The organism is Glaciecola punicea ACAM 611 (genome assembly GCF_000252165.1).
Lineage (GTDB): Bacteria > Pseudomonadota > Gammaproteobacteria > Enterobacterales > Alteromonadaceae > Glaciecola > Glaciecola punicea.
Genome location: NZ_BAET01000006.1, coordinates 56,614 through 80,171 on the forward strand (window position 1 = coordinate 56,614; position 23,558 = coordinate 80,171).

Genomic DNA, 23,558 nt, shown 5'->3' on the forward strand with positions numbered 1-23,558 from the left:
CGCATGGCTTTAGAGCGTCTAAAAGCGCTTTTGACCAATATATTATTTGACGAAATACAAAAAAGCTTTCTTATTAATTTGGCCAAACATAGCGACAATCCGGATATTGCAAAACTGTTAGAGGAAATCCCAGCCACCCCTTAACTATCCTTCAAACCAAAGAAAGAGGCCAGCAAGCTAATGGTCCTTTCTGCTATTTTTACTCTACAGACGCTGCTTTGGGTGCCGGCACGGTTGTCATCAACTGGTCGATATCGCCGCCGAAGCATATGGTAAAGGTAGACGCCTCCTTGCGACCCAAGCCTTATAGCATTGCAATAAAGCTGATCCAGATCAACATGACTATATCCAGATTCGTTAACATAAGGGCTCATGCGAATAAACAAGGATTATGAAAATGTCATTAGAAAAACATACACTCGTAAAGGACCTCCCCGAACACCACCATACAATTCGTCATCTTAAAATGAACGATGCCCACTTTGCTAAATTATTTGACAGCTACCACGAATTGGAAAACGAAGTGCATAAGATAGAACAAGATAACGCACGCGTAGCAGATGACTATCTAGAGTCGCTAAAAAAACGCCGCGTTCACCTCAAAGACGAACTTGTTGAGATGATTCATAAAACAGAGAAAGCGCTTTAATTGTGAACGTTTAACGTACTTACGCTGGAGCGCAAAAGATGATAAAAGTAAACGTGACTTTACCAAAAATTGCGGCGATTACCCTTATAAGCGCCTTATTCATAGCCGGATGCACTAGCCAATTTGCTTCAACCGTACGCAAAGTGACCTACCCGCCTGATTTCAAATATACTGAGCAGGATTATTTGCGCTCAAATATGCATCAATTGCCCGTGCAGATGGCAATACTGGATAAGGCACTTTTTGAACCGCTCGATCAGACCCTTGGTCAGGTCCAAAACCAGCCTGAACTGCAGCGCGAGCAAGTGCTCACCGCCCTGACTAATATGGGCACTATAGCCGCACGCTTACAGCTGGGGGGGGGGGAACCGGTGCAAACCATCCATTTATGGATGATTATGTGCAAGATTTTGTAAGTGAAATAAATAAAGCGAGAACGGCCGCGTCGCTTCAGCAGCCTCGTTACTATTTTGCAGGAAAAGTTTCAGGCACGAGTTCAGTCAAGAGTTGAATTGCACTTTCATCTTGCAGATCTAGGCACATAAGCACAGTATATAATATCTATATCTAAACAGAACATTCGCCTATACGGAGTCAACATCATGAGCACATACAAAAAAATATTAGTCGCAATAGACATCAATGCCGACTACGAAGGCATCATTACAAAAGCGCTTTCGATTTGCCAATCTCCAAAAGATCTTACTCTCGTGTATATATCGCTTAGCGCGATTTATATTCAACCTTACTTATACGGAGCAGACTACAACGCAATAGATGACGCTGGTCGCTTAGAAAATGCGCGCAACAAACTAGCCGATATTGGTAAAGAGTTTGGTATAATCGAGCAGCAAGTATGTTTAAAAACAGGCAATGCTGCGGATGAAATAAAAGATATTGCAAACGATATCGAGGCCGACCTAATTGTAATTGGGACCCACGGCAGAAGCGGTATAAAACTGCTGTTAGGCTCTACTGCAAATGCTGTTTTACATGGCGTAAAACAAGATGTGCTGGCCGTTCGCCTTCACGAGCATAAATAAATACCACAGAGAATAATTTCCCGCTCTCAGGTATAAATATGTCATTGTCATTTTACTTCTGCCGGCTGTGGGTTGTGGCACACTGTGCTAATAGCAGCGACCAAAATTACCCGGCTATTTAACTGAGTCGATGCCCCTGGCACAAACCTTGGTGCGCGCACCATTAACCTGATTGATGGCCATATTCAAAGCGATACGCCAAATACCTAGGCGGTTATTTGTTATCCACAAAACAGTGTTAAGAGGTCTTGCGTTTCGGCGTCTACACTTTGTTTTTTCATTACGCTCTTAATTGGGCGTAATGTTGGCTTATTGTTGCACACCCCCGCCATTTTGCCGCTTTCTCCATTTATAATCGCTTTAGTGGCCAAAACGCCTAGCCTTATTCCCAGCATTCGGTCTTGCGCAGACGGCTTGCCACCCCTTTGTATATGCCCAAGTTTGGCAATACGTAAATCTATGTGGGCGTTTACTTTGCGAATTTTTGACGAAACTTGCTCGACGTTTAGCTCGTCCCCTTCACACATTACTACTATAAAAGCGTCTTCACTATTGTAGTGCTTTATTTTGTGCAAAAGATAGTTGATGTCTTCATTACTTTCGGGCACTAAAATGGCATCGGCGCCGCAGCTTAGGCCAGAATGTATGCCTATGTAGCCCGAATCACGGCCCATAACTTCAACCAAAAACACGCGGTTGTGAGACTCAGCAGTATCCCTTATATTATCGATGCATTTTACGGCCGTATTTACCGCTGAATCAAAGCCCAGTGTATAGTCAGTCCCTGCAATGTCATTGTCTATTGTGCCAGGGATACCAATAAAGGGAATATTACTTATTTTTGATAGGGCCAACATGCCACGAAACGTGCCATCACCGCCAATAGCAATAATCGCGTCGAGCTTATTTTGCTCGATAGTGCGCAAGGCTTTATTTTGTCCTTGGGCAGACATGAAGCGTTCGCTTCGCGCGGTTTTTAGAATGGTGCCGCCCTGGTGCATCAACCTTTGCATTTCATTAGGATCAAGCGGCAATAAATCATTGTCGATAAGACCTTCAAATCCTTTCCTTATGCCGCTAAGCTTTATGCCGTGATTGTTTGCGGTTTTTGCAACCGCAAACACCGCCGCGTTCATTCCAGGGGCATCACCACCAGAGGTCAAAATGCCAATGTGCTTAATGTCACTCGCCATAACTACTAACCTATTACGAAAGCTTGACTCCATAAGTCAGCATATCATGAGCAATTGTATTTAGTGTAGAGCGTATAGGTAAATCAATACAAGAATTATTGCTATGCTTGACCTCGCACAGGTATTTACCTTGCGAATAAGTGTTATGGTTGACCTACGACAGGTATTTAACTCACGAAAAGGAATACACTATGAGCACTAATGTAGACATCAGTAATCGCCCCGATTATGACCAAGTCATTCAAGATATTGCCAATTATGTATTAACGTATGACACCTTCAGCGATGAAGCGATGGACACGGCTCGTAACTGTTTAATGGATACCCTAGGCTGTGGACTGCTAGCGCTGCGCTTCCCACAATGCACTAAGCTTCTTGGACCCATTGTACCTGGTACAATTGTACCAAACGGGGCCAGAGTGCCTGGCACTTCCTTGGTGCTAGATCCCATAAAAGCTGCCTGGGACATTGGCTGTATTATACGCTGGTTAGACTACAACGATACTTGGCTGGCGGCTGAATGGGGGCATCCATCAGATAATTTAGGCGCTATATTAGCCGTAGCAGATCACTTGTCTCAAGTCAGATTATCCAAAAACGAGCAGCCTCTGCTTATGCGAGAAGTGCTTGAAGCAATGGTTATAGCGCATGAAATTCAAGGCGTTATCGCGCTTGAAAACGCGTTTAATCGCGTGGGTTTATGCCATGTTTTATTGGTCAGAGTTGCCTCAGCGGCGGTGGTTACTAAAATGATGGGCGGCAGCAAAGAGCAGATTATGGCAGCGGTATCTCAAGCGTGGGTAGACGGCAGCGCCCTGCGCACTTATCGGCATGCCCCAAATGCAGGTTCACGCAAGTCATGGGCGGCTGGAGATGCTACTGCAAGAGCTGTTAGCTTGGCCAGTATGTCAATGCGCGGCGAAATGGGCATACCAAGCGTGTTAACCGCCCCGGTGTGGGGCTTTTACGATGTCTTGTTTTCAAAAACAAACAAAGACCAAAAGATAAAGGCAGATGATCAACGCCAGTTTACTTGTTCGCAAGGATACGGCTCTTATGTGATGGAAAACATCTTGTTTAAGATTTCATTTCCTGCTGAATTTCACGCACAAACAGCCGCAGAAGCGTCGGTTATTTTGCATAATGAGGTAAAGGGTCGTCTAGCAGATATTGATAAAATTGTGGTGCGTACGCATGAGTCCGCCATTCGCATTATTTCAAAGACGGGAACGTTAGCTAATCCTGCTGATCGCGACCATTGCCTGCAATATATGATTGCCGTGCCCTTAGCATTTGGAGATTTAATCGCCGAGCACTATGAAGACGCATTTCATGAGGCACATCCAATCATAGATGAGCTGCGCAGCAAAATGGAGATTATAGAAGATAAACGCTTTACTTTAGAATATTTAGAAGCCGATAAGCGTGCTATTGCCAATGCTATTCAAGTAAGCTTTAAAGATGGCAGTAGCACTCAAGAAATAGTAGTAGAATATCCAGTGGGTCATCGGCGGCGCCGTGAAGAAGGAATTCCGCTTTTGGAACAAAAATTCAAATCTAACTTAGCATCGCGTTTTCCAAGCCAGCAGTGCAACACCATATTCACTTTGTGTAAGGATAAGAGCAAATTAGAAAACACGCCAGTAGACAGCTTTATGGACATGTTTATTATTGCTTAAATGGATTTAATGAACGTAATGACTTCATTTACCGCTAAACACTTAATTTATAACAATGGAGCTTAACTAATGACATCGAACAAAAATACTGAACCCAAGCACGGTATAGCCAACTTTGCAGCCTTAGAAACTGCCATAGCGAATGGTGAAGAGCAATCGGTAAAAGAATTATTAGGAAACGAAGCAATGCCAGAGATTGAAAGAAGTTATCTTTTAGACTTTGCCAAGCTCAGCAACAACCCTGCGATCACAAAGCTAATTGAAGATATTCCAGAGAAAGAGTAGGCGCTAATAAAAAGGGGCTAATTAGACCTGCCCCCTTTACTTTTTTCTTGATTTTTATAGTATCAGATTTTAGTCTTATTCCATAAATAAGCTATTGATTTACATGGAAATGGCAGCTTATTAAAGCTTACTCAGTTAAGCGTTCGCAGCGACAGACTAATCGGAAAATGGTCGGAAGAATGAATGTTAGTATGCACGTGAGCGTCTATTACCTCTATGCCGCGACAGTAAACATGGTCAAGATGTTGCAGCATATGACTTAACTTAGGCTTGCGGCACAACTTTACTTCTTCTAACAAAAAAGACGCAGCGAGATGGTTAAAATATTCTAACCTTCTTCCATTCCATGTATTGAAGTCACCCGCCAACAATATAGGTCCAGTATGCTGGCACAAGGCCTGAAAAACTTGTTTAAGATGCGCTTTGTACTTTTCAAATGAAACAAAGTTAATCATATGCGAGTTAACCACTAGCAGAGATTGCACAGGCGATATTGGGTATTGTGTTGCCAGCAGCATTTTTTTTGTTTGCGTTAAGGGCTCACCGTGCGCCGATACTGAAAAGTGATGATTATTTGCGGCAACAATAGCACCCGTTTTAACACCCGTCACAATGTTGGTTTTTATGTTTCTAAAACTGCGCGCCATAATCCACTGGTGCCGTTGGGATTCATTGAAGTGTAAGTCAAAAGGTGAGTTTAAAACGGCTTCTTGCAGCAGGATTAGGTTTTTATTGCGCACTAGACTAACAAAGTCTTCCTGCCAGCCTTTCTTTTTGCACTTAAACACGTTCCACAGTAACACGTTTATATTAGGACCCATTATCCGCTTAGAAGCACTGCCCATAATTTTCAGAGACTCAACTTTACTGTAACGACTTTTCAGAATGAGCATTTGGGCCTATAAATAGCGCTGCACTTTGATCATATAATGCATACGCACGGAGTTAAAGATAGGGTGAAAATAAACGGAACAAGTTGTTGCGCACTTTCTTATAGATAGGCAACGCATTAATTTCACTCTTATTAACAAGGGCTGCGTTTTGTCTTTTTACATCAAACAGAGCCGTTAATTTCGCGTTAAGATCGGCGTCAAAACATTCTAAGTTAATTTCAAAATTAAACTCTAGGCTCCTCGCATCCCAGTTACTCGAGCCTATAAAGGACCAAATATCGTCAATCATGACAGCTTTGCTATGGTCAAAGGGCCTGTTGTTTGTATAAATTTTTATCCCATGCTGAATAATTCTTGAAAAGTTAGCCTCCATTACCCAATTTATAAATGGAATGTTGCTATTGCCAGGCACAATAATTTCAATTGACACACCGCGCAGCGCCGCAGCGTGCAAAGACGTCATAAGTGATTGATCAGGAATAAAATAAGGCGTTATGATTTTTACACTTTTTTGCGCACATACCAGCGCGTTAATTAATGTCCACTTTACTTGGTTGTGGTTTTCATCAGGGCCGTCTTGTACTACTCTGCTAAGCACCGAATTATTACTTAACTGCATGGGGGTAGGTGCACTTGGATCATATTGAGGGAACTGAATTTTCTCTCTGGTCGCAAAAAACCAATCTTCAACAAAGACCTGACTAATTTGATCGATCACTGGGCCGGTGACCTTAAATTGGACGTCGTCAATAGGTTTTTTCGCAGACTTAACCACATTATTTTTACTGATGTTCATTCCGCCGATGTAGGCAAGCTCGCCGTCTATACAGAGTGTTTTTCTATGATTTCGTAAGTTGATAAAGCGAATGCTAGTGAGCGAAATTGCAGGTAAAAAACGCGCGGTTGTGACACCGAGTTTTTTTAACGCGCGGTCAGATTTATGCCAGCTGTATCGAATACCTATCCCATCAAGTAGCACTTTTACGGTTACCCCCCGCTGCTGCGCCTTAGCTAAAGCGTTAACAAACTGCTGCCCCAGTGAATCACAGTCAAATATATAACTGGACAACACAACGTAGCGTTTTGCGCGATTAATGGATTGGATCATTTCAGGGTAAGCAGCGTCACCATTAATAAGCGGCTCAACGGTATTGCCGGCTAAATGACTGAGCGGATGAATGGTATAGCCTGAAATGATCGCGCTATGCCAATGTCTGGGTAGCCAATGAAATTTAATAGTGGTTTCTTCTTGGCGAAGATCCTCTTTCAGCTCTGGTGGGTGTTCTTTTTGTGCCAAACGCTTAATGCGGTTTATGCCAAACAGCCAATAAAACATGCCGCCTAGCACAGGAGACAGTATTACGAGACTAATCCACGCCAATGATGTGCGTTCATTTTCTTTAAAGAGCAGCACGTGAACTGATGTAAGAAAAGAAAAGCTTATATGCAAAATTACCGTTATGGTTACCCAGTGAACGGTGGTCAATTGCAGTATCGCTTCAAACATTTGCATATAATCTAACTCGAATTTGTAATACTAAATTTACGACTAACAGCAACCGCGGCTGCCGCTCGTATTCATGTGGCGAGCGGCATTATTACACATCTGGGTAAGTGTTACTTTACTCTTAAAAAGCTTATTATAATTCTACCAGCGGTAGGTAGCACTGAGCGTGTATTGTTCTCCTCGCCCAGGCGTGCCGGGAATCTCTTCGAAAGCTTCATTCCAAAGATTGTCTGCTGCCAGCATAATATCTAGGCCTGTAAACTGTTCAGGTGATATTTTTACTGTAAGGTGTGTGAATAAAGCGTCGTCCTCACCGTTTCGTAGGGTGTTTTCTTGCTGTTTACGCCACTCGTTATCAATACGAACTTCAATCATATTAGCAGGACGCCAGATAATCCCTAAGGTTACGCGGTGGTCGGGGAAGTTCAATGCATAAAAGCTAGCATCGATATCAGCAGTGCCATAGTCTTCTGATTTATCAAGGAAGGTATAGCTGGTGATTATTTGTGCATTATCTAAACGTTTTATGGCAAGTAGCTCTAAGCCTAAAGTTTTTATATCGACCGAGTTTGCTGAGCGCGCAGAGCTTGAATTAAGGCTATACGTCCAATCGGTCAAATCATCATCTTGTCGATAAAAAATCGCAGAATCAAGACGCCAAGTGTCTCTTTCTAATGCCAAGCCTACTTCAAGGTTTTCAGTCTTTTCTCGCGCAAGATTATAGTTACTTCTGAATAAGCCACCGGTGTCACTGCCGCCAATAGCGGTATAACCAGGGACTTGGCTGGCTTGGGCATAAGAAAGATAGACCGTTTGAGAAGTATCGTCAGCATTTATTGTGTTCAAGCTTATATCGCCAATTAGTGACGTTTGTGAGCTATCGCGGTTGGTGTCGTCAAAAGCAGCGCCGAGACGATAAGTTAACTGTTGGTCATTGTTTAAATCCATCGTGTACTCAGGCAACACACTGACCTTATAATAATGACGAGAGGTAAAGTTATTTTCAAGCGTGGTTGATTTAATACCGTCTGCTATAAACTGCGCTGAATAATTAAGCGCAAAAGACGCAGTTTGGGCATGGCGACCAGACACGGCTACCGATTTAACATCAGTCTCGTGAAACGCTTCGAAAATATCAGGGTTTTCACGCGACAAAACATAATGCCCGTTGTGACGGCGGTAATAAGCGGAAACTTCAAAGGTGCTTTCTTGTGCGTAGAATTGTTTATGATTAAGTATTAATAGTCGCGCGTCTAGGTCCTCAGTTTCATTGAAATTAAAGGGTGTGTACATGTTTGGCCAACCAAAGAATTTTTCTTGGGTGCCAAAAAACAGGTCAGTTTGTGACTGCGGCCCAACTAGCTGAATACGACCAGAGGCCCGCTGAAAATCGTGGTCACCGTTGTCTATAGTGCCGTTGCTTTGGGAGCGTGAGAACTCAACTTCTAAACCGATAGTCCAATCGTTGACGTCACCTAGTGCCAAAACCACACCGCTGTAAATTCGCTGTAAATTAAAGTTGTTATTACCCGCGCCAATAGAAACGCTACCTGCGGTTTTTATGGGGATCCAGTCGCGAGAAACAGTGCCTACTGAGCTGTTAACACCGACAAGCGCGTTGTCTGCACCTGTTAGCACGTTCGCGTCACTAAGCATTTCTTGAGCAATAGGAATTTCCGCAAAATAATGCCCGGTTTGTGGGTCAAATAAGGTCGCGCTGCCTATTCTAAAGCCCGTATTTTCGAAAATACCGCCACGGATGGTCACATCGGCTTGCGCTTCTGCCATATTGCGCGACTGCAGGTCAACGCGTGGGTCGTATTCTAAATTTGAAACTAGTGAACCAAAGGTTCCCACAGGCTTATTGTTCGCAGTTGCTGAACCGGTAACCGTAATTTTCTCAATTTGACTTACTTCATTGCTATTGCCAGGCTCATCAATTGCCGATGAAAAAGTCGATACACTTAATAACAAAGCAGGCAGAGCGACTTGTACAACTCGAATCATGTTAATGTTCTCTTTTTACGCTGTTAGACCTATTAATACGAACGATTATTTTTCCGCTGCCTCACCCATCCATATGGGCAACCAGCATAAAACGTCATTCTCTATATTGGTGCTATCCAAAAGGGGGGGGTAATATATAGGAACAAGAATTTTATTGCCAATAATGACACTATTCTCGCCTATTGTGTTTATCATTTAGCCGCTTTCATTTAAATCTAACGCAAATCAGGCTCATTGTGCTCGACTATCTTTGTCTGCATACACACCGAGTCAAGGTAAAGATATTGAAAAATGAAACATTACTTGGTGAATTGGATGCTTACCGGTAGAGACGTATCGCTCAATACGCAACGGTGACAGGTTCAGATACTGCTAGTAGCAGCCACTGCTTACGACTACACTACGACATGGCGTGATGTAATCGATTTGCAAATAACGTACTTAATTAACTTTGGATTCTTCTCCCAAGTAGTGTAGGTTTCTATGTGGTCTATCATCATGTTGCTAATAAACGCGGCATGAAACAGCAAATTAAAAAGGAAACCCATGAATACACGTAAAAAGCTATTGCTAGGTGTGGTGTCGCTGATGGCGAGCATGTCACTCGTGCATGCAAATGAGGCTAACATTACCGCCTTCACCAACGCTGATCTGCTACCCATTACTAGCGCGCCAATAGAAGGCGGCACCATTGTGCTTAAAGACGGTAAAATTCACGCTATTGGCAAAGACATCGCTATTCCAAGTGGTGCGACCATTATTGACGCAACTGGTAAAGTCATCATGCCAGGTATTGTTGATACGCACAGCCACCTTGGCGCCGCTGGCGACATCAATGAGCGTTCAAAGAAAGTTAATCCAGAAATGCGTGTTCTAGACAGCTTCAACCCAGCCGACCCCCGCATTAAAGTAGCCCTTGCCGGCGGCATAACTGTCGCAAATGTGATGCCGGGCAGCGGCAATGTGATTGGCGGGCAAACTATATACATTAAGTTAGCAGGCGATACTGTAGAAGAAATGCTGATACCGGGCAGCATCGGCGGTATGAAATTTGCCAACGGCACTAATCCAAAGGGTGACAAAGCACCCAATACCCGCATGGCTACAGCAGCCATGGCCCGTGAAGCATTTTATAATGCCAAGACATATCAAGAAAAGAAAAAAGCCGCCGCCAAAAGTCGAAAAGTAGCACCGCCAGAATTTGATCTTGGCAATGAAGCCATGGTTGAAATTCTTGAAGGCAAAAGAATACTGCATTTTCACAGCCACCGCATGGATGATATTGTGACCGTGCTTAGGCTACAAAAAGAGTTTGGCTTTCGCCTTGTTATTCAACACGGCACTGAAAGCTATAAACTTGCTGACATGCTCGCAGGCTTAGAAGACGTTTATGTATCGCACATTCTAATTGATAGCCACGGGGGCAAGCACGAAACTATGGAGCTTCGCATTGATGGCGCGGCCACCCTTGAAAAAGCAGGCGTAAAACTAGCCTTGCACAGCGACGACGGTGTTATTGACAGCCGTTTTCTTATTCGCACAGCCGGCCTAGCAATGCGCGGCGGCCTGTCAAGAGAAGGCGCTCTAACGGCGCTCACCATTAACGGTGCACACATGCTTGATATAGCAGATCGTGTAGGGTCACTTGAAGTAGGAAAAGATGCAGACTTAGCTATTTTCGATGGCGACCCGCTGTCTGTATACTCAAACGTATTAGAAACGTGGATAAATGGAGAACAAGTGTATAACCGCAGTAATCCTAAACATAAACTCTTTGCCACCGGCGGCTATCGCATTAGCGATCGCTACCTTGCACTTGAAGGGGGAGAATAATTATGACTGTATTTAAAGCGATTATCGCGACACTCATTTTTGCCGCATGCGTTTCATTTGCCAGCGCGCAAACTTTTTATATTAAAGCGAACACGCTCTATACTAGCAGCAATGATGGCGTATTAAACGATGCTGTCATTGTGGTAAAAGATGGCAAAATCGATAAGGTAGGCACAAATATTGAAGTGCCATCTAACGCCACTGTTATTGAAGCTAAGGTAGTTACCCCAGGTTTAATAGACAGCCACACGGTAGTAGGTGTAAGCGGTGCATACAATGTTGATGCCGACCAAGACGCCTTTGAGAAGGTTGACAATATGGGCGCGGAATATCGCATTCTAGACAGCTTCAACCCCAATGAAACACTCATCGCACATGCTCGCAAGTTTGGTGTAACTACCATTCACGTAACGCCTCAACCCGCGGCGCCTGTTGGCGGCGTAACGGCACTGTTTAAAACATATGGACAAACCGCAGATCAAATGGCCCTGCGCACTGAAACGGCGATGATGTTCAACCTTGGCGAAGCGCCCAAGTATTTCTTCGGCGATAACATAGGTCCATCAACGCGTATGGCAACAGCGTCTTTAATTCGCGAGTCTTTATATAAAGCCAAAGCGTGGATACAAGAAGATAAAGATAAACGCAAACCCGACCTTGCAATGGAAGCATTGGCAAAAGTACTATCCGGTGACATAGATGCGATGTTCACTGCCCACAGAGACTATGATATAGCAACGGCCTTGCGCATCGCTAAGGAATTTGACTTAAAGCCTATTATTAATTACGGCACTGAAGGCTATCTTATGCGCGATACTCTTAAAGCAGCTGAAGCAACCATAATAACCGCACCTACGATGCAGCGCAGCTCACCCGGTCAAAAAGAGAACGCCTCGCTTGAAGCCACTCGATTTTTACAAGCCGCGAACATACCTTTTGTGTTTTCTAGCGGCTATGAAGGCTATGTCCCTAAAACACGTGTGTTGCTATGGGAAATGGCCATTGCCGTTGCAAATGGTTTAGATAGAGAAGCCGCTATTAATGCCGCTACTATTGTACCGGCTAAGCTGTGGGGTGTGAGTAAAAACATTGGTTCTATCGAAAAAGGTAAAGACGCCGACCTAGTGCTTTATGACGGTGACCCCTTTGAGTACATTAGCAAAGTTACCGGTGTGTATATTAACGGCGAGCGCGTGAGCGAAGGCGGCTAATAAATTACCGGCAAATGCTACCTACAATAGAGACATTCAACTGAGCCACCAAAAAAACGACTAATCTTTGTCTACTGTATCACTGAGTATAATTTACAAAGGTTTGCAATTATTACTACTATTTGTCCAATCTATTAATATACGTCACTTGCTCTTGGGTGCTTATGCAGCGATACATATGGCACTGCAAGACAAAATGATTAGCCGGTCTAAGTCTTGCAACACTCTCCTACTTAGATTAGCAACTATCACTTATTGCCTGAATATTAAACGTCAATGGAGAAATTCATGAAACCTAAGAACAATGAAACCTTACTAAATTTTATTGACGGCGATTTTGCTGCTAATCAATCGGGTAAAACCTTTGATGTATTTAATCCAGCTACAGGTGAATTACTTTACGTTGTAGAGGAAGCAGATAAGCATATTCGTGAAATAGCGATTGATAGTGCTAAAAGAGCGTTCAAATTATGGTCGCAAAGGCCTGCAGTTGAACGAAGTAGAATACTTTTGTGTGCGGTTTCAGAATTACGTAAACGCAATAACGAGCTAGCTCGCATAGAATGTCTTGATACTGGCAAACCGCTTCAGGAAACTACAGAAGTAGACGTTGCCACGGGGGCTGATGTGCTTGAGTTTTTTGCATGCCTCGCTCCTACGCAAACAGGACAGCAACAAAGCGTAGGCGATGACTTTTACTACACTCGCAAAGAGCCTTTAGGTATATGTGCTGGCATTGGTGCTTGGAATTATCCACTACAAATAGCGTGTTGGAAATCTGCCCCGGCGCTGGCAGCTGGTAATACCATGATTTTCAAACCATCAGAAAAAACCCCTCGTGGTGCAACGGAGCTAGCAAAAGTATTTATAGATGCGGGTGTTCCACCAGGCGTATTCAACGTTGTGCACGGAGAAGCCGAGGTTGGCGCCTGGCTTACCGGCCATAAGGACATTGCAAAAGTGTCTTTTACGGGGGAAGTTGGTACTGGCCGAAAAGTGATGGAAGGCTCCGCCAGCACACTTAAAGATGTAACGATGGAACTAGGCGGCAAATCGCCCCTGCTAGTGTTCGACGATGCAGACATAGAAGAAGCTATATCGGGGGCAATGCTTGGCAACTTTTATTCTCAAGGAGAGGTATGCACCAACTGTACACGGGTTTACGTGCATGACGCAATTTATGACACGTTTTTAGTGCGGCTAAAAGAGCGCACCGAACAAAATATAATAACAGGCGATCCTCTCGATCTCAGCACAAATTTTGGTGCCATGATTTCAAAAGAACACCACGACTTGGTCATGGGCTACATACAAAAAGGCAAATTCGAGGGCGCTAAGCTTCTCACTGGAGGAGATTCGTTTTCTCCCGACAGCGCCCCAAAGGGCTATTTTATTCAGCCTACCGTGTTTATAGACTGCACAGACAACATGACAATTTGCCGCGAAGAAATATTTGGGCCAGTAATGAGTGTGCTGCGCTTTTATGATGAAGACGAGGTCATCCGTCGTGCTAACGACTCAGCAATGGGATTAGCAGCGGGCGTGATGAGTAAAGATATTCGGCGCGCGCATAGAGTTGCGCAACAACTACAAGCGGGGATCTGCTGGATAAACAGCTATGGCACCTCTCCAGCTGAAATGCCTGTTGGAGGCTTTAAAATGTCAGGTGTTGGTAGGGAAAATGGTATCGAAACGCTTGACCAATATACTCAAACTAAATCCGTCTATGTGGGCATGATAAAACTTGAAAGCCCGTTTTAAGGAGGCAATATATGAATACCTACGACTATATTATAATCGGTGCAGGCTCAGCAGGATGCGTTTTGGCAAATCGTTTAAGTAAAGACGAGAAAAACCGTGTGTTGTTGCTTGAAACCGGCGGCAGCGACAAGAGCATTTTCATTCAAATGCCAACGGCACTGTCCATTCCTATGAATAGCGACAAATATGCATGGCAGTTTCATTCTGAACCAGAACCTTACCTTGATAATCGTGAAATGCACTGTCCACGTGGCAAAGTATTAGGGGGTTCGTCTTCTATCAACGGCATGGTTTACGTGCGTGGCCATCCCAAAGACTTTGATGAGTGGGCGGCAAGTGGCGCTAAAAACTGGGGGTATCAACAGTGTTTACCGTATTTTAAACGCGCAGAAGACTGGTATTTAGGTCCTAACACTCACCGAGGCGGCGATGGCCCATTGGGCATAAATAACGGCAACGAGATGCAAAACCCATTGTACCGCGCGTTCATCAAAGCAGGAAGACAAGCAGGCTATCCTCTTACTGATGACTATAACGCAGGTCAGCAAGAGGGTTTTGGTCCCATGCATATGACGGTGAAAGATGGAAAACGTTGCTCAGCATCAAGCGCCTACTTAGACCCAATAAAAAACCGCAAAAACCTGACTATTTTGACCCACGTAAAGGTTCAAAAAGTACTTATTCAGGGCAAACGTGCAACAGGCGTGCGCTATCTAAAAGCTGGCGACATCCTAGAAGCTCATACAAACAACAAAGTTATATTAAGCGCAGGTTCTATCGGTTCGCCGCAGTTGCTGCAGCACTCAGGCATCGGCAATGCAGAGCATTTAAAGAGCGTGGGTATCAAACCAATGCATGATTTACCTGGCGTAGGTGAAAACTTGCAGGATCATCTTGAATTTTATTTTCAATACAAGTGCAAACAACCCATCACTATTAATGGCAAGTTGGATTTAATTTCAAAGGGAATTATTGGTGCAAAATGGCTCTTTTTCAAAAAAGGTTTGGGTGTAACTAACCACTTTGAATCTTGCGCTTTTATCCGCTCAAAGGCAGGTGTTGAATGGCCTGACATGCAGTATCACTTCATGCCTGCAGCTATTCGATACGACGGCAAAAAAGCCTTTGATGGCCATGGTTTTCAGGTGCATGTGGGGCACAATAAGCCTAAAAGCCGTGGCAGTGTGAAAGTAAAATCGTCAGACCCAGACCAGGCTCCTGCAATAAAGTTTAACTACCTCAAAGAACAGCAAGACATTGAAGGCTTCAGAGCTTGCGTAAGACTAACGCGTGAAATCGTTGCTCAAGATGCGTTTGATGAATACCGCGGTGGCGAAATTCAGCCCGGCGAGGAAGTCAAAACTGATGACGAAATTGACGCGTTTGTTCGCCAAGCAGTTGAGAGTGCCTACCATCCATCGTGCAGCTGCAAAATGGGTGAGGATGAAATGGCGGTTGTTGACTCCCAAACCAGAGTCAGAGGATTGGAAGGTCTGCACGTTGTCGATTCATCTATTTTCCCCACTATACCTAATGGCAACCTCAACGGTCCGACTATTATGCTCGCCGAAAAAGCGGCAGACATAATTTTAGGCAAGGCGCCATTAGCCGAAGAAGATGTAAGCGTAACGGTAGACCAAAATTGGAGATCGCAACAGCGTAGTGCAAACCTATAAGCTTTTATAGTTGATAAATTAAGAGGGAAAACGAATGCTTGGATGGTTAAGTGCAGGAATATTTCTTACTATGGTGGCCATTATTGCCATCATAGTTAAATGGGGACGTGTTCGCATGATTGGCGTATCCCCAGTTAAAACATTCACCTTTATTTCAATCCTCTTTACATCGGGTTTAGATGTGGGACTTATTATGTTCCCACTAACCGAGTTTCCAATGTATGCTGCTACAAGCGATAATCCTGAGTACAGTTTTACTAACCCCCTTGCGATAGAATTCGGCTTTTGGGGCTTTTTTATATGGAGCTTTTACTTCCTTACCTGTTTTTATTTTTGCGTGATTGAGCCAAAGGTAAAGTTCTTTGAAATAACGTGGGTCAAGGTTATTAACAATACGGTAATTATTGGCACTTGCGCATTTACAGCATTTTTACTTTTAAAAAACCTGCCATGGTATATCCCCAGCTTCGGGGATGGTGAAGCCATTGTGATTGAATATTATTTAATTGTTTTGGCCGCTATTGCCCTAGCCGTTTACAGCAGCACCGATATAAAATATGTCCGCATATTAAGCGTGACAACCACGTTAATGTTTTTGCTACTAATTGCGTTTATGTGGGGGGCGGCCTTTTTGTGGGGTGACAGCGAGGTGGCAGAATATTTCGAAGCAACACAAATGCTTGGCGGTTACTTTGCCAATATTCAGCATTTCCTATTTCCCATGAACGATTACCACGCTTTCTACCTGTTCTGGTGGTTTGCATGGTCAATTATGATTGGTCAATTCACGGCGCGTTTTGTGGGTGGTTTGAAAGCCTATCAGGTCTTGGCTGCTATGATGATATTTCCATCAATTCCTATTGGACTTTGGTTTGCGGTTTTATATCATTATCACGATGCAGGGCTCGACACCACCGGCATACGTAACGTAGCGATGGTGTTTGTAGGTATCGTTTTTGTGATTAATTCACTCGACTCGTTAATTCGTCTTTATACCGACAACTTGAATTTTACCACTAAGCGGCTCGGAAAATTGCAATACATTCTATATAACGTTATTGCACTGGCGGCATTAACGCTGTTATTTAAAATAGACTTTCTTAAAATACAATGGATAGGTGCTCTGGTCATAGGGCTTTTTTACTGTTGTCTGATTTACATCGTTTATCAGAAATGGCATGCGGTCACCAAAATAAGTGCTTCACCTAAAGAGAATAAGTTAGATTTTAAGAAAATCGATAGCATTCAATAGGAGTCATTATGTATAAATGTAATTTTGCACCAATAGCATCTGCACTGCTTTTGTGCAGCACAGCGGTGCAAGCAGATTGGTCAGGCACAATAACACTAGCATCTGACTATATGTTTAATGGTGTTAGTCAAACGAATAACGACCCGGCGCTGCAAGGAAGCGTAGATTATGTCGCCGACAATGGAATATACGCCGGCGTATGGACATCTAACGTTGATTATGGCGCTTCTGCCGACCGAGAAATAGACCCTTACGTGGGCCAATATATCCAGTTTACCGATACATGGGGAGTTGATTACGGCATTGCCTACTATTCTTATCATAGTGGTAATAATAGCAGTTCACTGAATTACCCAGAAATTTACGCTAAATTATCTCGTGTTGCTGATTTTGGCACGACGGGCTTTAACTTTTGGTATACGTGGGATTACTTTGGCACGGGTGCAGATCATGCTATAGGAATGTTAACCCATCGCTATTCGTTTCTAGAAAACCACGCGATTTTTGTCGGCATTGACTACTCAAAATCTCTCGATGAAGATAAGTACGCATGGGAAGCAAATGGCGATACATCTTATGTTCACTACAAACTAGCGTATCAAACTAGCTGGAATGGGTTTGCAATAGAGCTAAGCGCCGAGAATACCACACTTAATAACAATAACTTGGCCGATGAGCGGCTCGTTGCGATGGTTAGTCGCACATTTAACTTTTAACCATCTGCACAAAATCTAGGAGATACTGAAAACTAATCAACGTGCATATTCTGGGTGAAAATTGTAGTTGCTTGAGCTTTATGACGGGCGGTTTTGTGTTATAAATGGCCAATTTTTATCATAGTATATAACAGCTTACTACTTCATTTATCTGAAGCGTAATTTTGTCTATCAAAAGTGCGAGTATTTGCTTAACCTCATTCACATGAACGTCAATTTACGACGCTATTTCATTCACTAGGGATAAAACTTTGTTTACTAAATTTTGGCCTAAAGTCCGTCCTTTCGATAAACCAATTGTGGTTGTAGGCGGCGGTGCGGGTGGTCTCGAGTTAGTAACCAAACTGGGGCGATATTTTAAAGGCAGCGCGCAAAAAGTTATTCTTATTGATCAAAACAGAAAGCATGTTTGGAAGCCTTTGCTGCACGAAGTAGCGGCTGGCTCCTTAGATGCCGATATAGACGGCGTTGATTATTTATCGCACGCGTCAAAAAACAGCTTTACCTTTCTTTTAGGCCAAGTTGATGACTTAAATCAAGACCTTAAGCAAGTGTCTATTCAGCAGTTAAACGACTTAAAAGGAAAGAAGGTCGTTGGCGAAACCCGCGTTGCTTATTCAATACTCGTATTTGCTCTAGGCTCGGTTACCAACGATTTTGGCACTAAAGGCCTTAAAGAAAACTGTATATTTTTAGACACCTGTGAAAACGCAGAGCAGTTTCATACTGATTTACTCAACGCGTTTTTACGCATTCAGACCAACCCAAACATTAGCAAACTCAATATTGCCATTATTGGCGGCGGCGCAACGGGCGTTGAGTTGGCCGCTGAACTCGTCAAAACATCTGAGTTGTTGATAAGCTACGGTTACGACCACGTGTCTCAAAAACGCTTGAATATTAACTTAGTAGAGGCCTCAAATCGTATTCTTGGTCCACTGCCTGAACATGTCGCAAATAGCGCACTAGCAGAATTAAAAATCTTAGGCATAAATGTACATGTAAACACCGTTGTTACCGAAGTTACCAACAGTTACCTTCAGACCAAAGACGGCGCACAAATGGAAAGCCAACTAACCGTATGGGCCGCGGGCATTAAAGCACCTAATTTTTTACAAGGCATTGGCGGCCTTGAATCAGCTAAAAACAATCAACTTGTGGTGAATACATTTTTGCAAACCACCGAAGATGAAAACATTTTTGCGATTGGCGACTGCGCGGCCTGTATCACTCCTAAAGGTATAAAAGTGCCGCCGCGGGCGCAATCGGCGCATCAAATGGCTGACAATGCCTTGTTGAATATCATTGCCATATCGCTTAAGAAACCACTCAAAGAATATGAATACATAGACTATGGCTCGATTGTGTCGCTGTCGTCTTACACTTCGGTTGGTAATCTAATGGGCAGTATGAACAAACGCACTATGTTTATTGAAGGACGCTTAGCCAGAATTGTATACATAGCGCTTTATCGTATGCATCAAGTGGCCTTATTCGGCTTTTTTAAAACCTTTCTGATTATGCTGGTGGGCCGATTAAATAGAACATTAAGACCTAATCTAAAGTTACATTGATAGGATATCTGATGCTTTGAATTAGCCTTGAATTTCATGATGATTTTGACAATAAGGGCATCAGGAAAGTCTGCCTGTTTTATTTTACCCTTTATTTTGATTGGGCCGGCGTTTGCTTAGTCTTTTAATGCGCATCGAACAGCCTGCGCATCCTCAAACATAATAATAGAATTGCGCTAATGCGAACTAAGGATTTGCTTTAAGCCTTAGTTGATACTCAATGCAAGTTAGTTATGTAATGAGGCGACATTTAGTTTGAAAAATACCAATAATAAAATTTGGCTATTGCAAACGAGCGCCGCTTACAGCATAAATTGTGTAGGAACAAGCAGCCGATTATTTACACCCACTTACCTACTCTGGAGCTACGAAGAGCTTCCCGCCAAAGCACCCATTATTTGCCCCACAAAATTACACGGCCGGTGACTTGCATCAAGCTGTGGCTGAATAATTCCCCATGCAGTTTTGCATGCGCCTGTTGACCCTGGACAGCAAAATATAACCGTTTTGTTAGCAATACCTGCTAAAGCCCTAGACTGAATAGTTGAGCTACCAATTTCAGCAAAAGATTTTGCTCTAAATAGCTCACCAAAGCCTTCAATTTGCTTATCAAACAGTACCGACAATGCCTCTGGGGTAGAATCTCGCTTGGTAAAGCCAGTACCTCCAGTCACCAAAATGGCATGAATGCTAGCGGATGCAATCCATGCCGACACTTGCGCCCTAAGCAGGTAAATATCGTCAATTACTATTTGCTTATCGGCCACGACGTGCCCCGCCGCAGTAAGCGCTTTATCAAAATAATGCCCGCTGGTATCAGTTTTTTCAGTGCGAGTGTCTGACACTGTCAATACAGCAACATTGAGTGGCTCAAAAGTAGGATTGGCGTTAGTAGCCATGCATAGCGCTCTCGTTAAAACTTTCCTAGCATTGTAGCAGACCACTTAAGTATAATAAATAAAGCGCAGGTATAAACCAAAAGCGCGGTGTTTCGATAGCTACAAAATGGCAAAAGAACTTAAATAAAGCTGAAAAGGGCTGAAAAACTGAGTTTATGAAAAATACACTCAACAACAAAATATTTAGAATGCTGGCAGACCTAATCCTTGTCACCACCATAGTGCTGCTTGCAGTAGTGTGGAACAGCACGAGTAAGAGCATTATTGGTAACTGAACTGAGCAATTAGCGTTAGCACAAACGCTTGTGATGCTAGAACTCGCTAACAGACAGCAGGCCCTAGAATAATGGCATAGCAAGCGCCTTCCCCTTAGGCGATGTCTACCTTCAATCATTAAAAAACATTTTTGCGCTTGATATTTCAGTACTCGTACAAACCGATAGACCTTAGACGACTTTGGCACAGGGTTACCATATTAGTCGCCCAATAGGTACCCAAGAACTTGCAACATGAATTAAGCACAATCACACTATTGTATTAATGCATTAATTTAGCTCCCTTGCCTTAGCCAATTGGCTACCCTTTTAAACAAAATTAATGCTAAACTTTAATCAAGTATTTTAATCTTAATCCCTCGGCTAACATTTAATACACAGCACAATCGCGACTACAGCGACATTTATACTTGCATTTGTTGGCTTGAAAGTAGAGCTTTGAAGAGAACACTTTATGATCACTCCCGTTATTCTAGCAGGCGGCACCGGCAGCCGTTTATGGCCAAAATCGCGTGCAGCATTACCCAAGCAATTTTTATCACTCACCAGTGAGCATACTATGCTACAAGACACCATTACACGCTTACCCAGCGAAAGTATGAATCCGCCTATGCTCATATGCAATGAGGATCATCGCTTTTTAGCCGCTGAACAGTTGCGTACCATCAATATTAAAAATGCCAGCATAGTGCTTGAACCAGTTGGCCGAAACACCGCCCCCGCTATTGCGGTTGCCGCCATGCTGGCAACTCAAAATGGCGACGATCCACTGTTGCTAGTCCTTGCAGCAGACCATCTGATAAGCCAGCACCAAGCTTTTGCAAAGGCCATAGCAAGTGCCCAAACACTAGCACTAGCTGGCAAATTAGTGACCTTTGGCATTGTCCCTACACAGGCTCATTCGGGCTACGGCTATATAAAAGCCGGCAGCGCCGTAAATGATATTGGTTTTGAGGTGGCTGAATTTGTTGAAAAACCAAATGCAGAAACCGCCCAAACGTATCTAGATGGCAAACAACACTTTTGGAATAGCGGTATGTTTTTATTTAAAGCCAGCGTTTATCTGCAAGAGTTAAGAAAATACAACCCTAGTATTTATACAGCTTGCGAGCGCGCCATTGCTACCACCGAAGCCGACTTAGATTTTATTAGAATAAACAAAGAAGCGTTTGAGTCGTGCCCAAGCGATTCCATCGATTATGCGGTTATGGAAAAAACCAAAAGTGCGTGTATGGTGGCCTTAGATGCCGGCTGGAGCGACGTAGGCTCATGGAGTTCGCTGTGGGAAACTCACGAACAAAAGGATGAACACGGCAACGCTTGTATCGGTGACATTATGTTAGAAGGCGTGACTAACAGCTACATAAACGCTGAACAGCGCCTAATATCCGTTATTGGGCTTGACGATGTGGTAATAGTAGAGACAAAAGATGCGGTGTTAGTGGCGAATCGTCATAAAGTGCAAGACATTAAAAATGTTGTCAATAAGCTCAAAGCCCAACATAGAAGCGAATTTGAATTTCACCGTGAAGTGTTCAGGCCATGGGGCAGCTACGATTCTATTGATAGCGGCGATCGCTATCAGGTTAAACGCATTAGTGTAAAACCGGGCGAAAAACTGTCGTTGCAAATGCACCATCATCGCGCTGAACACTGGATTGTAGTGTCAGGAACTGCCAAAGTGACGATTGGTGAAGAAACGCAGTTACTCACCGAAAATGAGTCAGTATATATTCCCATTGGTGCTATACACGCGCTTGAAAACCCAGGTAAAATCTCTCTAGAATTGATTGAAGTCCAGTCTGGTGGTTACTTAGGAGAAGATGATATTGTACGTCTCGCTGATAAATACGGACGCGTTAAGTAACTAGACTATTTTCAAAGATACTTTATTGCCCGCTATTTGCTGACCCTTAATCCAGCAGGCCTTTGTGTATATGTTTTCATCAAGCAGCACAAAGTCAGCTCTATATCCGGCTTTAAGGTGTCCAAATCCTGTCAGGTTCAAAAAATTAGCCGGCGCGCAGCTTGCCATATTGAGGACATTTCCTAAAATGTCGTTTTGCACGCCGGTGGGTAGTGTGTTTTGCTGATCTTTTTTAGGGCTGATCGCCAGACGGCGTTGGACTAGTAGCTTATACATATTCCTAACCGAGCCGCTCATGTCTAAACAAGAGCCCGCTAAATTGCCGTCATTTAAACTTAGTTTATCACCCACTTTAGTAATGGTAGAGTTAAGCCATGGCAGTGTCTGTAAATCGGAACCAACATGGGCCATTGCATCTGTTACCAGCATGAGCCGCTGGGGCCCAATACACTGATATGCTAGCGCACAGTTTTGTGCGTGCACATGCTGCAAGTCGACAATAAGACCACAGCTTACGCGAGGGTCGCTCAGCGCCGCTGATATCATCCCCGGATTACGCGCGGTAAGACCCGACATGGCGTTAAACAAATGCGTAAAACCCCGCGCGCCCGCATCAATAGCTGCTATTGTGGTGTCTAAACTGGCACCTGAATGGCCTAATGACACCACCACACCGTGGCTGACTAAGTCACGAATAACATCAGTTGGCACGCTCTCTGGCGCCAGCGTTACCAAGACCTTACCGGTGTCTTTTCGGGTGAACGTGGCTAAATCGGTGTCGCTAAGCGGCCTTATCTGCTCAGATGAGTGAATACCCTTTTTCTCAAGGCTTAAGTTTGGGCCTTCGTAATGAATTCCCACAATACCCGGCATCGACTCAGCCACAGCATGCGCTATGGCATGAGCGGCTTTTTGCATGGTCTGACTACTGTCTGTAATTAAGGTAGGCAGCATTGCCGTGGTGCCATATTGAGCATGACCTTGCACCATTTTACGAAGCGCTGCTTGACTTTGATCATGGTTAAACAAAACCCCACCACCGCCGTTCACTTGGGTGTCGATAAAACCCGCGCATACCAGACCCTTAAGCACAGCGCTAGGTTTCAGTGTGCTGTTAACAGCGCTAGTAATACTGCCAATAAGGCCGTTTTCGACACTTAGATGCATATTGTTATGCAGGCTTTCACCGTCGAAGAGATGCTGGACTAAATACGTTTTCATTGAATCGCTTATTGGGC

At 43.7% G+C, this 23,558-nt stretch carries 19 protein-coding genes; 13 read left to right on the top strand and 6 right to left on the bottom strand.

The annotated features are described in order from the left end of the window. Positions 1-397 precede the first annotated feature (397 nt). From GPUN_RS01910 to GPUN_RS01920, 3 genes are all read left to right on the top strand, one after another. The gene (locus tag GPUN_RS01910; RefSeq protein ID WP_040520012.1) at positions 398-649 is read left to right on the top strand and encodes an HP1242/YdcH family protein; all 252 of its coding nucleotides are present in this window, start codon (positions 398-400) and stop codon (positions 647-649) included. Positions 650-687: 38 nt separating this feature from the next. After that, entirely contained in the window at positions 688-1,065 is a 378-nt protein-coding gene (locus tag GPUN_RS01915; RefSeq protein ID WP_006002889.1) for a hypothetical protein, read from the top strand. A gap of 186 nt (positions 1,066-1,251) precedes the next feature. Then, positions 1,252-1,692 (top strand): universal stress protein, encoded by a 441-nt coding sequence (locus GPUN_RS01920; protein ID WP_006002892.1) that lies wholly within the window; start codon positions 1,252-1,254, stop codon positions 1,690-1,692. 221 nt (positions 1,693-1,913) lie between these two features. Here GPUN_RS01920 and GPUN_RS01925 read toward each other — a convergent pair whose 3' ends face one another. Beyond that, positions 1,914-2,885 carry a 6-phosphofructokinase gene (locus GPUN_RS01925; RefSeq protein WP_006002896.1) on the bottom strand — a complete coding sequence of 324 codons (972 nt, stop codon included), beginning with the start codon at positions 2,883-2,885 and terminating at the stop codon, positions 1,914-1,916. Between the two features lie 191 nt (positions 2,886-3,076). Between GPUN_RS01925 and GPUN_RS01930 the strand changes: the two genes are divergently transcribed. Both GPUN_RS01930 and GPUN_RS01935 read left to right on the top strand, forming a co-directional pair. Beyond that, positions 3,077-4,564: a bifunctional 2-methylcitrate dehydratase/aconitate hydratase gene (locus tag GPUN_RS01930; RefSeq protein ID WP_006002900.1), complete on the top strand. Its 1,488-nt coding sequence runs from the start codon at positions 3,077-3,079 to the stop codon at positions 4,562-4,564. Positions 4,565-4,633: 69 nt separating this feature from the next. Beyond that, the gene (locus GPUN_RS01935; RefSeq protein WP_006002901.1) at positions 4,634-4,849 is read left to right on the top strand and encodes a hypothetical protein; all 216 of its coding nucleotides are present in this window, start codon (positions 4,634-4,636) and stop codon (positions 4,847-4,849) included. A 131-nt stretch (positions 4,850-4,980) separates the two neighbouring features. On the opposite strand, the gene GPUN_RS01940 is transcribed toward GPUN_RS01935, so the two are convergent. From GPUN_RS01940 to GPUN_RS01950, 3 genes are all read right to left on the bottom strand, one after another. Next, complete coding sequence (locus GPUN_RS01940) at positions 4,981-5,736, bottom strand: endonuclease/exonuclease/phosphatase family protein (RefSeq protein ID WP_040520060.1); 756 nt, start codon at positions 5,734-5,736, stop codon at positions 4,981-4,983. Between the two features lie 58 nt (positions 5,737-5,794). Further along, entirely contained in the window at positions 5,795-7,255 is a 1,461-nt protein-coding gene (locus GPUN_RS01945) for a phospholipase D-like domain-containing protein (protein ID WP_006002906.1), read from the bottom strand. A gap of 135 nt (positions 7,256-7,390) precedes the next feature. Then, on the bottom strand, positions 7,391-9,256 hold the full coding sequence (locus tag GPUN_RS01950) for a TonB-dependent receptor plug domain-containing protein (protein WP_006002907.1): 1,866 nt from the start codon (positions 9,254-9,256) through the stop codon (positions 7,391-7,393). A gap of 546 nt (positions 9,257-9,802) precedes the next feature. Between GPUN_RS01950 and GPUN_RS01955 the strand changes: the two genes are divergently transcribed. The 7 genes from GPUN_RS01955 to GPUN_RS01985 all read left to right on the top strand — a co-directional run bounded on the left by GPUN_RS01955 (position 9,803) and on the right by GPUN_RS01985 (position 19,279). Then, the gene (locus GPUN_RS01955; protein WP_040520013.1) at positions 9,803-11,089 is read left to right on the top strand and encodes an amidohydrolase family protein; all 1,287 of its coding nucleotides are present in this window, start codon (positions 9,803-9,805) and stop codon (positions 11,087-11,089) included. 2 nt (positions 11,090-11,091) lie between these two features. Beyond that, positions 11,092-12,300 (top strand): amidohydrolase family protein, encoded by a 1,209-nt coding sequence (locus GPUN_RS01960; RefSeq protein ID WP_040520015.1) that lies wholly within the window; start codon positions 11,092-11,094, stop codon positions 12,298-12,300. Between the two features lie 288 nt (positions 12,301-12,588). After that, positions 12,589-14,061, top strand: coding sequence for a betaine-aldehyde dehydrogenase (betB, locus tag GPUN_RS01965; RefSeq protein WP_006002909.1), 1,473 nt, complete (start codon positions 12,589-12,591; stop codon positions 14,059-14,061). Positions 14,062-14,072: 11 nt separating this feature from the next. Then, positions 14,073-15,737, top strand: coding sequence for a choline dehydrogenase (gene betA, locus GPUN_RS01970; protein ID WP_006002910.1), 1,665 nt, complete (start codon positions 14,073-14,075; stop codon positions 15,735-15,737). Positions 15,738-15,771: 34 nt separating this feature from the next. Continuing rightward, on the top strand, positions 15,772-16,989 hold the full coding sequence (locus GPUN_RS01975; protein ID WP_006002911.1) for a BCCT family transporter: 1,218 nt from the start codon (positions 15,772-15,774) through the stop codon (positions 16,987-16,989). Between the two features lie 8 nt (positions 16,990-16,997). Then, entirely contained in the window at positions 16,998-17,705 is a 708-nt protein-coding gene (locus tag GPUN_RS01980; RefSeq protein ID WP_006002912.1) for a TorF family putative porin, read from the top strand. Positions 17,706-17,956: 251 nt separating this feature from the next. Further along, positions 17,957-19,279, top strand: coding sequence for an NAD(P)/FAD-dependent oxidoreductase (locus GPUN_RS01985; RefSeq protein ID WP_006002913.1), 1,323 nt, complete (start codon positions 17,957-17,959; stop codon positions 19,277-19,279). A gap of 365 nt (positions 19,280-19,644) precedes the next feature. Here GPUN_RS01985 and moaB read toward each other — a convergent pair whose 3' ends face one another. Then, positions 19,645-20,178 (bottom strand): molybdenum cofactor biosynthesis protein B, encoded by a 534-nt coding sequence (gene moaB / locus GPUN_RS01990; protein ID WP_006002914.1) that lies wholly within the window; start codon positions 20,176-20,178, stop codon positions 19,645-19,647. Positions 20,179-20,910: 732 nt separating this feature from the next. On the opposite strand from moaB, the gene GPUN_RS01995 reads away from it, so the two are divergent. Further along, the gene (locus GPUN_RS01995) at positions 20,911-22,320 is read left to right on the top strand and encodes a mannose-1-phosphate guanylyltransferase/mannose-6-phosphate isomerase (RefSeq protein WP_040520067.1); all 1,410 of its coding nucleotides are present in this window, start codon (positions 20,911-20,913) and stop codon (positions 22,318-22,320) included. Here GPUN_RS01995 and GPUN_RS02000 read toward each other — a convergent pair whose 3' ends face one another. Continuing rightward, the gene (locus tag GPUN_RS02000; RefSeq protein WP_040520017.1) at positions 22,321-23,541 is read right to left on the bottom strand and encodes an N-acetylglucosamine-6-phosphate deacetylase; all 1,221 of its coding nucleotides are present in this window, start codon (positions 23,539-23,541) and stop codon (positions 22,321-22,323) included. Positions 23,542-23,558 lie beyond the last annotated feature (17 nt).